This is a genomic window from Actinoplanes sp. NPDC051388 (genome assembly GCF_055586225.1).
On sequence record NZ_JBVJIP010000017.1, the window covers coordinates 264390 to 273773 of the forward strand.

Annotated in this window: 8 protein-coding genes; 1 reads left to right on the top strand and 7 read right to left on the bottom strand. The window is 69.1% G+C overall.

Going from position 1 to position 9384, the window contains the following annotated elements; all coding sequences use genetic code 11:
- Positions 1-87 precede the first annotated feature (87 nt).
- A complete protein-coding gene (locus ACZ6TI_RS36180) occupies positions 88-585 on the top strand; it encodes a nuclear transport factor 2 family protein (protein ID WP_465349725.1) in 498 nt (165 codons plus the stop codon).
- Between the two features lie 522 nt (positions 586-1107).
- Here the strand turns inward: ACZ6TI_RS36180 and ACZ6TI_RS36185 are convergent.
- The 7 genes from ACZ6TI_RS36185 to ACZ6TI_RS36215 are packed head-to-tail and all read right to left on the bottom strand — an operon-like array spanning position 1108 to position 9166.
- On the bottom strand, positions 1108-2301 hold the full coding sequence (locus ACZ6TI_RS36185) for an MFS transporter (RefSeq protein ID WP_465349726.1): 1194 nt from the start codon (positions 2299-2301) through the stop codon (positions 1108-1110).
- On the bottom strand, positions 2280-3959 hold the full coding sequence (locus tag ACZ6TI_RS36190; RefSeq protein ID WP_465349727.1) for a bifunctional 3'-5' exonuclease/DNA polymerase: 1680 nt from the start codon (positions 3957-3959) through the stop codon (positions 2280-2282). The genes ACZ6TI_RS36185 and ACZ6TI_RS36190 overlap by 22 nt, the downstream gene beginning before the upstream one ends.
- A 30-nt stretch (positions 3960-3989) precedes the next feature.
- On the bottom strand, positions 3990-4898 hold the full coding sequence (locus ACZ6TI_RS36195) for a carbohydrate ABC transporter permease (RefSeq protein WP_465349728.1): 909 nt from the start codon (positions 4896-4898) through the stop codon (positions 3990-3992).
- Between the two features lie 15 nt (positions 4899-4913).
- Positions 4914-5819, bottom strand: coding sequence for a carbohydrate ABC transporter permease (locus ACZ6TI_RS36200; RefSeq protein ID WP_465349729.1), 906 nt, complete (start codon positions 5817-5819; stop codon positions 4914-4916).
- 33 nt (positions 5820-5852) lie between these two features.
- Entirely contained in the window at positions 5853-7250 is a 1398-nt protein-coding gene (ngcE, locus tag ACZ6TI_RS36205; RefSeq protein WP_465349730.1) for an N-acetylglucosamine/diacetylchitobiose ABC transporter substrate-binding protein, read from the bottom strand.
- A 36-nt stretch (positions 7251-7286) separates the two neighbouring features.
- Positions 7287-8183, bottom strand: a complete 897-nt coding sequence (locus ACZ6TI_RS36210) for a carbohydrate ABC transporter permease (protein WP_465349731.1) — start codon at positions 8181-8183, stop codon at positions 7287-7289.
- Positions 8183-9166, bottom strand: coding sequence for a carbohydrate ABC transporter permease (locus tag ACZ6TI_RS36215; protein WP_465349732.1), 984 nt, complete (start codon positions 9164-9166; stop codon positions 8183-8185). The genes ACZ6TI_RS36210 and ACZ6TI_RS36215 overlap by 1 nt, the downstream gene beginning before the upstream one ends.
- Positions 9167-9384: the final 218 nt, after the last annotated feature.

The following is a 9384-nucleotide window of genomic DNA, read 5'->3' on the forward strand; positions in this document are numbered from 1 at the left end:
GACGGGATGCGGGTTGTCCTCGTCATAGCTTTTGGTTATCGGGGCAGGTCTTGGACGGATCCCGGATTGCTGGGCGACCGTGGTGGCATGAGTCGAATGCGATCCTCTGCTGCCACGTCCACTGTCCTGTCCGGTCTGGTGACTGCCGTTGCCGTGTTGCTGACGGCCTGTTCGTCGGCCGAGCCGGAGGGTGCCGGGCCGGCCGGGACGGGTGCGTCCGAGGTGGCGTCCGCCGCGCCTGACGAACCTTCGGCCGCGCCCTCCGGAGCGGAAGTGGCTGGGCCGGCACAGGCCTATGTCGACGCCGTCAATGCGGGTGACCTCGAGGCTCTGGTGGCGTCGTTTGCGCCGGACGGCCAGGTGATGGATGTGACGAGGCCGATCAGAGGACGGGACGCGATCCGGACCTGGGCGGACAACGAAGTGATCGGCGGGCGGCTGGAGGTCCTGTCGGTTACTCCGATGGACGGCGGGCAGGACCTGCTTGTGCACTGGGCGCCCTCGGGGTCGGAAGGGTGGCGGGCTCACTATCGCTTCACCATGACGGGTGACGCGATCACACTGGCCGACCTGCAATACGCCTGAGGACACCAGACGGCGAGGCGGCGTCCGAGCGGCGCCTGAAAGGGATGGCGGTGCCTGTCAGGAGATGCACGTGGCCTGCCGGGAGCCGCCTGCAGGAGATGGGGGTGCTGGCTAGGAGATATCGGTGGTGCCAGGAGGCGCCTGCCAGGAGATGGCGGTGCCTGCCAGGAGATGGCGGTGCCTGCCAGGAGATGGAAGTGAGCTTTCCCTGCCTTGCTGGAGAAGGGCAAACCGCCAGCCAGCCGATTCAGGCAACCAATACGGCCGTCACCGACCACGCTGGCCGAGAAGCCCAGGCCACCCGGCCAGCCGACCGAGACAAACAACGCAGGCGGCAACGAGGCGATCGACGGCGACCAGCCCAAGACGCCGACGACGACGCCAACGATCGGGGTGGGACGCCATCCGGGACTGGCCGATGGAGAGGTGATCGGCGGGGCGGCTGGCGATGACGACGACGGCTGGAGAGCAGGACGAAGCTCGTGCGGGGGGCGCTGTCGCTTCCGATGGTGGTTGTCTTGGTCATGCTTGCCGGTCTTTGGTGCGCCTGGGGCGCAGGGAGCTTGATCGGCCGCCGGATCTGCTTTGCCCGTGGGCGGCGAAGAGCGCCGTCGCGACGGCGGCGGTTGCCGCACAGAGCAGCAACGTGGTGGCGGCGCCGAAGGCGCTCACCGCTACGCCCGCTATGACGCCGGAGAGCAGGGAGCCGGCGGTGCTGGCGTTGGCGAACAAGGTGGTGGCCCGGCCGGTGGCGGGGGCCAGCAGGTCCTGGAAGAAGCGGATGCCCGCGCCCGCCACCACGGCGATCGCGATGCCCCGGGCGGCCTGGCCGACCAGCAGCAGGGGCATGCCGTCGGCCAGCACCGTCAACACGAAGTAGAGCACTAGCGTGGCCATGCCGATCAGGATCAGCGCCCTCTGGCTGACGCCGGTGGGCAGGGCCGCCAGCACCAGGGTCGCCGCGATCTCGACGATCGCGCAGGCGCTGGAGAGGATGCCGACCGCGGCGGGTGACTCCTGGAGTTCGCGGGTGACGAACAGTGGCAGCGCGACCGATCCCGCATAAAGCGCGATGAAGAACATGGTCGTGGCCGCGGTCAGCATCGCCACGCCGCGGAACGCCGATGGTGCGCCGGGCGGTGGCTCGAGGGTCTGCCGATGCGGCGCCGGGACGACCGTCGCGACCAGCAACGAGGTCACGGCCATGACGCCGGCCGCGGCCCAGAGGATCGTGGTGAAACCCGTCGCGGTGAGCAGCGCGGCGCCGATCAGCGGCCCGATCGCCCAGGCCAGTGACCAGGCCGCGCGCAGCAGTGGCGCGGATCGGCGGCCGGACTCGCTGTCGCCCAGGACGACCCGGGCCATCGCGAACAGCTGGGGGAAAGCGGCCGCCTGGCCGCCCATCAGGACGGCCGCCACCAGGATCAGGAGCCAGAACGACGTCGTCAGCGTCAGCAGCGCGATGCCCACAGCGGCCAGCGCGGTCACGGCGATCGTGTAGGACCGCGTCGGGCTGCGGTCGAACCGCCGGCCGAGCAGCCAGCTGACCACCACGCCGCCCACCGCCGGCGCCGAGACCAGGACGCCGACCTGCACCGGATGCAGGCCCACCTCGTCGGACGCGAACAGCACCAGGTAGGAGCCCACCATCGAGTCGGCCACGCCGAGCAGGAGGACGGCCGCGCCGAAGGCGGCTATTTGGCGTCGGCGTAACACTCGACCACCGAAACGTCCAACGGGAAGCGGACCTGGGTCTCGCCGAAGAGCAGGCGGCCCGCCTGGACCGTGGCGGACTGGACGGCCGCGACGACGTGGTCGGACTCCTGCTCGGGGCAGTGCACCACGATCTCGTCGTGGACGAAGAAGACCAGCTCGGCCTTGGTGCCCTCGAGCGCCGTGCGGACCGTGGCCAGCAGCACCAGCGCCCACTCGGCCGCGGTCGCCTGGATGACGAAGTTGCGGGTGAAACGGCCACGGGCCCGGCCCGGCGCGCCGCCCTGGGACAGCTCGGCGGTGCCCACCTCCTCCGGCGGGTCGAGGTCTCGCCAGGCCGTGGAGGCCGGTGGGCAGGTGCGGCCCAGCCATGACCGGACCAGTCCCCCGGCCTCGCCGGTGCGGGCCGCGGCCTCCACATATTCGAACGCCGTGGGATAGCTCTGCCGCAGCACCGCCAGGGCGGGGATCGCGGCGCCGCCGGTCTGCCCGTACATCGCCCCGAGCAGGGCGACCTTTGCCTTGGCGCGGTCGCCGTCGAAGGAGTCGTGGGCGAGCGCCGCATAGAGATCGCCGGCGCCGGCGGCCGCGGCGAGGCGGGCGTCGCCGGAGACCGCGGCCAGGACCCGAGGCTCGAGCTGGCCGGCGTCGGCGACGACGAAACGGTGGCCCGGATCGGCCACCACCGCGCGGCGCACCACCTTGGGCACCTGGAGGGCGCCGCCGCCGCGGGTGGCCCAACGGCCGGAGACCACGCCGCCGGGGACGAACTCGGGGCGGAACCGGCCGCCGGTGATCCAGGCCTCGCACCACGACCAGCCGTGGGCGGTCCAGATGCGGTAGAGCTCTTTGTATTCGAGCAGCGGCTGGACCGCGGGGTGGTCGACCTTGCGCAGGGACCAGGCGCGCGTGTTGGGCACGTCGACACCGGCCCGGGCGAAGGCGCGGATCACCTCGGCGGGTGAGTCGGGGTGCAGGCCGTGCACGCCGAAGGCCGCGTTGACCTCGGCGGTCAGCTCGGCCAGGCGCCGGGGCGGGCCGACCGGCTGCGGCGCGCCGAGCAGCTCGCGCAGCAGCTGGTCGTGCAGGTCGGCGCGCCACGGCAGGCCGGTGTGGCCCATCTCGGCCCCGATCAGCGCCCCGGCGGACTCGGCGGCGATGAGCAGGCGGAAACGGCCGGGATGCTCGACGGTCGCGGTTCTCGCGTGCTGGTCCGCGTACCCCCGAACCAGGTCTGGCAACGAAGCGGAAGCGGCCGACGGCGCCGGACCGGTCTCGAAGAGCGCGCCCTGGCTGAGGCCGGGCGGATCGGGCTGGCGGGGATGCGGATCGGGCGGCGCCGGGCGGCCGTCGAGCCGGGCGAGGAGCGCGGCCAGCGAGCGCGGCTCACCCCAGCGGCCGGCGTGGCCGAGCAGCAGCGCCTCGGTCAGCTCGAGGTCGTGGCAGCGGCGCACCCGCACGCCGGCCCGGATCAGCGACGGATAGAGCTCGGCGGTGGACGCCCAGACCCAGCGGACCGGGCCGGACTCCTCGTGGGCGCGGATCGCCGCGGCGAGGTCGGACACCTGCTCGGCCTCGCCGGCGGGCTGCCCGTCAGGGTGCAGCTGCTGGAGTCGGCCGCCCCCGTGCGCGGCCGATCCGGCAACCACTGCGATCAACACCCCGGCATTCTCGCGCGGGGGTACGACAATCTACTTCACCGCTCCGGCGGTGAGCCCGGCCTGGATCTGGCGCTGGAAGATCGCATAGACGACGATCATCGGCAGGATCGACAGGGTCAGCGCGGCGAACAGCGTCGACCACTGCGCCTGGTAGCCCGCTGACGTGCTGATGTTCGCGATGCCCTGGGTGAGCACCCACTTCGAGTCGGCGCCCGCGCCCTGCATGATCGCCACCGGCAGCAGGTACTGGTTCCACTGCCCGACGATGTTGAAGATCGTGATGCTGACCAGGCCGCTGCGGGCCATCGGCACCATGATCTGGAAGAACTTGCGGGTGTGCGAGGCGCCGTCCATGGTCGCGGCCTCCTCGATCTCGATCGGCAGCGTCTTGAAGAACGCGGCCAGGAAGAAGACCGTGAAGGGCAGCGAGTACGCGATGTAGACCAGGATCAGGCCGGTGAACGTGTTGATCAGGCCGAAGCTCTTGAGGATGTAGAACAGCGGCACCAGCGCCATGAAGGTCGGGAACGCCAGCCCGCTGACGAACAGGTAATAGATGACGCGGTTGCCGACGAACCGGTAGCGGGCCAGCACATAGGCCGCCATGGCGCCGAAGAGCATCGTCCCGGCGGTGCTGATCGCGACCACGAAGACGCTGTTCAGGAAGTACTGGCCGACGTGGGCGGTGTTCCACGCGTCCACGTACGTCTCGAAGGAGAACGAACCCGGCAGCGCGAACGGCCGGCCGAGGAAGATCTCGGTGTTGTTCTTGAACGAGGACAGCACCACCCAGATCAGCGGGCCGGCGGTGGCCAGCGCCCACACGAACAGGGCGATGTGCGCCAGGCCGCTGAACGCGTTGATTTCCTTCTTGGTGCTGGGCTTGCGGCCGGCCGACGGCTTCGCGGAAACGCCGGCGGGCGCCTGGGTCTGAGTCATGCTCGCCGCACTCCCCTACAGCTCGACGGCGTCGCGGCGGGTGACCCGGAGGGTCAGCGCGGCGAACGCCAGGGTCAGGATGAACAGCGATACGCCGAGCGCGGAGGCATAACCCGCCTGGCCGAACTCGAACGCGTTGCGATAGATCATCAGGCTCAGCACCGAGGTCGCGCCGTCCGGACCACCGCGCTCCACCGACATGATGTTGACCAGGGCGAACGCGTCGAACGCGGCGATGCCGAGATAGACCCAGGCGACCTGGATGGTGTTCCACAGCAGCGGCACGGTGATCCGGAAGAACAGCGTGAGCCGGGTGGCGCCGTCCAGCTCGGCGGCCTCGTAGATCTCCTGCGAGATCGAGCCCATGCCGGCCGAGAACAGCACCACGTAGAAGCCGACCGCCTGCCAGGTCAGCACGGCCAGGATGCAGAGCATCGCCAGATTTCTGTCGGCCAGGAACAGGATCGGGTCCCAGCCGTCCGGCAGCAGGCCGTTGATCATGCCGCTGTCGTCCGGCGAGAACACCCGGCCGAAGATCACCGCGACGATGGCCAGCGCGAGCAGCTGCGGGAAGAAGAACAGCACGCGGTAGAGCCAGGAGCCGGTCACCCCGCGGGTCACCCCGCCCTTGGTGCCGCCGCCCACGTTGAGCAGGAAGGCGAAGACCAGCGCGATCATGATGGTCAGCAGGGGAAAAGCGAGAAGCAAAAACAGATTGTGGCGTACGGAGCGCCAGAACAGATCGTCGTTCCACAGCTGGCGGAAGCTGTTGAGCGTGTACTCACCGACCGGGCCGATGCCGGACCACTCGGTGAACGCGAGCTGGAAGGTCTGCACGTACGCCGCCACCACGAAGATGACGTACAACGTCACCGGCACGGCAAGAAAACCGATGATGAAGGGATACTTGCCGTGCCGCATGACGTCCTTTCTCCGTTCCGACCAGGGCGAAAACTAGATGGCCGAGGCGGCCTTCTGCATGCGGGCGCAGAACGCGTCCGCCGTGCCACCCTCGAACATCAGCTGGTTCGTGGCGGCCTGGCACTCGGTGTCGAGCTTCTTGTAGAGCTCCGGCCAGCGGTAGCCGAAGTAGTCCGAACCGGCCGCCTTGACCAGGTCGTTGCCGCTGGTCAGACCCGGCGAGACGGTGAGGCCGTCGGCCGCGCCCTGCACCACGGTCAGCACCTTGGTCAGCTTGGTGAAGCCGGCCGCCGCCTCCTTGGAGAGCATGTGGCGGAGGAACTCCATGCCGCCGAGCGGGTTCTTGCCCTTGCTGGAGACGTAGTACATCTCGCCGGCGCCCGCATAGATCGCGGTCTGCGGGAGCTTGTCCGCGCCGGTGATCGACGGGAGCGGGATGACCGCGTATTCGAAGCCGGCCGGGGTGTCCTTGGCCTGCTCGTTCTCCAGCCAGGAGCCGCACGGGTAGAACGCGACCTTGTCCTGGTTCTGCTGCAGCTGGACCTCGGTGTGGCGGAGGCCGGCGAACTTCTTCTCGGAGAACTTGGCGCCGATCTCGGCCCACGCGGCGGCGGCCTGCTTGACCGGCTCGGCGGTCCAGGCGCCGTCCGCGTTCTCGTCGATGGCGGTCAGGATCTCCTTGCCACCGATCTTGGCGGCGCTGGTCAGGATCGCCAGGTACTGGTAGTAGGAGGCGTTGGCGCCCGCGTACGCGAACGGCGTGACGCCCGCGGCCTTGATGGTGCCGAGCAGCGTGGTGAACTCGGACCAGGTCTTCGGCAGCGTCCAGTTGTTCTTCTTGAACAGCGCCGCGTTGTACCAGAGGCCGTAGACGGTGAACGCGTAGTTCAGCGCCATCGGCTTGCCGTCGAACAGGCCCTGCTCATAGGCCCCCGGCACCAGGGTTTCCTTGACCGTCTTGCCGGCGATGTCCAGCGACGGCGCGTTGAACAGCTCGGTGAGGTCCTGCGCCTGCCCGGCCTTGGCGATCGAGGCCATGTCCATCAGCCCGGCGCCGGCGTTGTTGACCATGTCCGGCGGGGTGCCCGCGTTGATCCGGGGCTGCACGACCTTGCCGATCTCGGTGGTCTCCGAGAAGGCGACCTTCGACTCCGGGAACAGCTTGTTGTACGAGGGGATGTCCACGTCGGTGGCGTACTTCGTGCCGAGGCCGCCGTTGAAGATGATGATCTCCAGCGGCGCCTTGGGGTCGACGCCCAGCGGGTTGGTGTCACTCTTGGCGCCGCCGGTGGCCTGGTCGGTGGGCTCGTCCGAGCCACCGCCCACACAGGCGCTCAGCATGCTCACGGCGGGGGTGGCCATGAGCCCGACCGCGGCGGCGCGGCGGAGCACGGTGCGGCGGTCGACCTCGGGCTTGAAGATGTCGGTCATCAGTGAAAACTCCTCGTAATGGTGATGGGGGGCCGATCAGCCCTTGACGGCGCCCGCCGTCAAGCCGGTCGCGATGTTGCGTTGGATGATGAGGAAGAAGATCACCACCGGGATCGCGGTCAGGATCGACCCGGCCATCAGCGGTCCCCAGAACGTCCCTCGTTGCGTCTGGTTCTGCAGCAGCCAGGCCATCAGATTCTGGTCTGCCTGGTCGTTGAACGTGTTGATGATGATGAACTCGTTCCAAGCCTGGATGAAGCCGTACACGGAGGTTGCTACCAAACCGGGACCCGTGAGGGGCAGGATGATCCGCCAGAACACCTGCGACCGGCTGCAACCGTCGATCAGCGCGGCCTCGTCGAGTTCGCGCGGGATCCCGGAGATGAAACCACGGAGCGTCCAGACGGTGTACGGCAGGATCAACCCGATGTAGACGATGGTCACGCCGTACAGGTTCTTGGTCAGGTGGAAGCTCTGCATCATCAGGAAGAGCGGGATCAGCAGCGCGACCAGCGGCACCATCTGCACCCCCAGGATGACCAGGATGATCGCCTTGCGGCCGTAGAACCGGAACCGGGCGATCGCCAGCGCCGCCAGGAAGCCGACCACGATCGCGCCGGCCACCGCACACAGCGTGATGATGACGCCGTTGAGCAGGTCCTCCTTGAAGTACGGCGCGTTGAACGCCGACTTGAAGTTGTCCAGGGTCGGGTTGTGCGGGAACAGCGTCGGGTTGAACTGCAGGATCTCGTTCGACGGCTTGAGCGCGGTGTTCAGCACCCAGTAGACCGGGAAGGCCATCACCAGGGCGAAGAGCACACCGATGACATTGGCGAACACCGTGCCGGTCGCGCTGCGACCGACCGTCACGGTGCCCGTGTCGCGCTCTTTGCGACGCTTCTTGACGGGTACGACAGGGGCGACGGCGGCCATCAGTCCACGTCTCCGATCTTGAACATCTGGCGGATGTAGAACACCATCACGAACATCAGGAGCAGCACCGTGATCACCGAGATCGCCGAGCCGAGGCTGTACGAGTTGTTCTTGAAGGCGACGCTGTAGGCGTACGTCGCCAGGGTCTGGTAGTCGGCGCTCGGCTTGCCGTCCCGGATCACCCAGGGCTGCGTGAACAGGCCGAAGTTCCAGATCACCGACAGCGTGGTGACGATCACGATGAGCGGGCGCAGCATCGGCAGGGTGATGTTGCGCAGCACCTGCAGGGGCGAGGCGCCGTCGACCGTGGCCGCCTCGACGAGCTCCTTGGGCACCTGGGTGAGCCCGGCGTTCAGGGTGATCGCGATGAACGGGATGCCGGCCCAGACCACCAGCGAGGTGATCACCAGCCAGCCCTGCTTCGGATCGGCGAACCAGCTGTGGTTCTCGAAGTTGAAGCCGATCTTGGTGAGCAGGTAGTTGACGACACCGAAGTCGGCGTCCACCAGCCACCGGAAGATCTGGGTGGCGACCAGCTGGGGCATCGCCCAGACGAACATCATCGCGACGATCATGATGATCCGGACGAGCGGGAAGACCCGGCGCATGAGCAGCGCGGCGCTGAGGCCGAGGAGCACGGTGGCCGCGACCGACACGGCGGTGAAGAGCACGGTGCGCACGACCACGTCCCAGAAGACGTCGTCGCTGAGCACCTTGGTGTAGTTGTCCAGGCCGACCCAGGGCGGGGTCAGCCCGGCGAACAGCTCGCGCAGGCGCATGTTCTGGAAGGACAGCACGATCATCCGGATCATCGGATAACCGAGCAGACCGATCAGCAGGGCCAGGGCGGGCAGCGAGAGCCAGTACGGCGTGCCACCCGCGGCGTTGCTCGAGCGCCGCCGTTTGCGCACGTGCGCTCCGGGCGCCGGCGTGCTGGGCGGCGTCTGGCGCGGCGGTGCGGACGGGGAGTCGACGACGGACATCCGGATTCCTTCCTCTTCTCGTCGAGGGGCGCCGGCGGGGGGGGGGGGGGGGGGGGGGGGGGGGGGGGGGGGGGGGGGGGGGGGGGGGGGGGGGGGGGGGGGGGGGGGGGGGGGGGGGGGGGTGTGGGGGGGGGGGGGGGGGGGGGGGGGGGGGGGGGGGGGGGGGGGGGGGGGGGGGGGGGGGGGGGGGGGGGGGGGGGGGGGGGGGGGGGGGGGGG

What these genes read in the sequence shown, in the direction of transcription:
- ACZ6TI_RS36180 (WP_465349725.1), top strand. Translation starts at nt 88, where the DNA reads ATGAGTCGAATGCGATCCTCTGCTGCCACGTCCACTGTCCTGTCCGGT.
- ACZ6TI_RS36195 (WP_465349728.1), bottom strand. Translation starts at nt 4,898, where the DNA reads ATGACTCAGACCCAGGCGCCCGCCGGCGTTTCCGCGAAGCCGTCGGCC.
- ACZ6TI_RS36200 (WP_465349729.1), bottom strand. Translation starts at nt 5,819, where the DNA reads ATGCGGCACGGCAAGTATCCCTTCATCATCGGTTTTCTTGCCGTGCCG.
- ngcE (WP_465349730.1), bottom strand. Translation starts at nt 7,250, where the DNA reads ATGACCGACATCTTCAAGCCCGAGGTCGACCGCCGCACCGTGCTCCGC.
- ACZ6TI_RS36210 (WP_465349731.1), bottom strand. Translation starts at nt 8,183, where the DNA reads ATGGCCGCCGTCGCCCCTGTCGTACCCGTCAAGAAGCGTCGCAAAGAG.
- ACZ6TI_RS36215 (WP_465349732.1), bottom strand. Translation starts at nt 9,166, where the DNA reads ATGTCCGTCGTCGACTCCCCGTCCGCACCGCCGCGCCAGACGCCGCCC.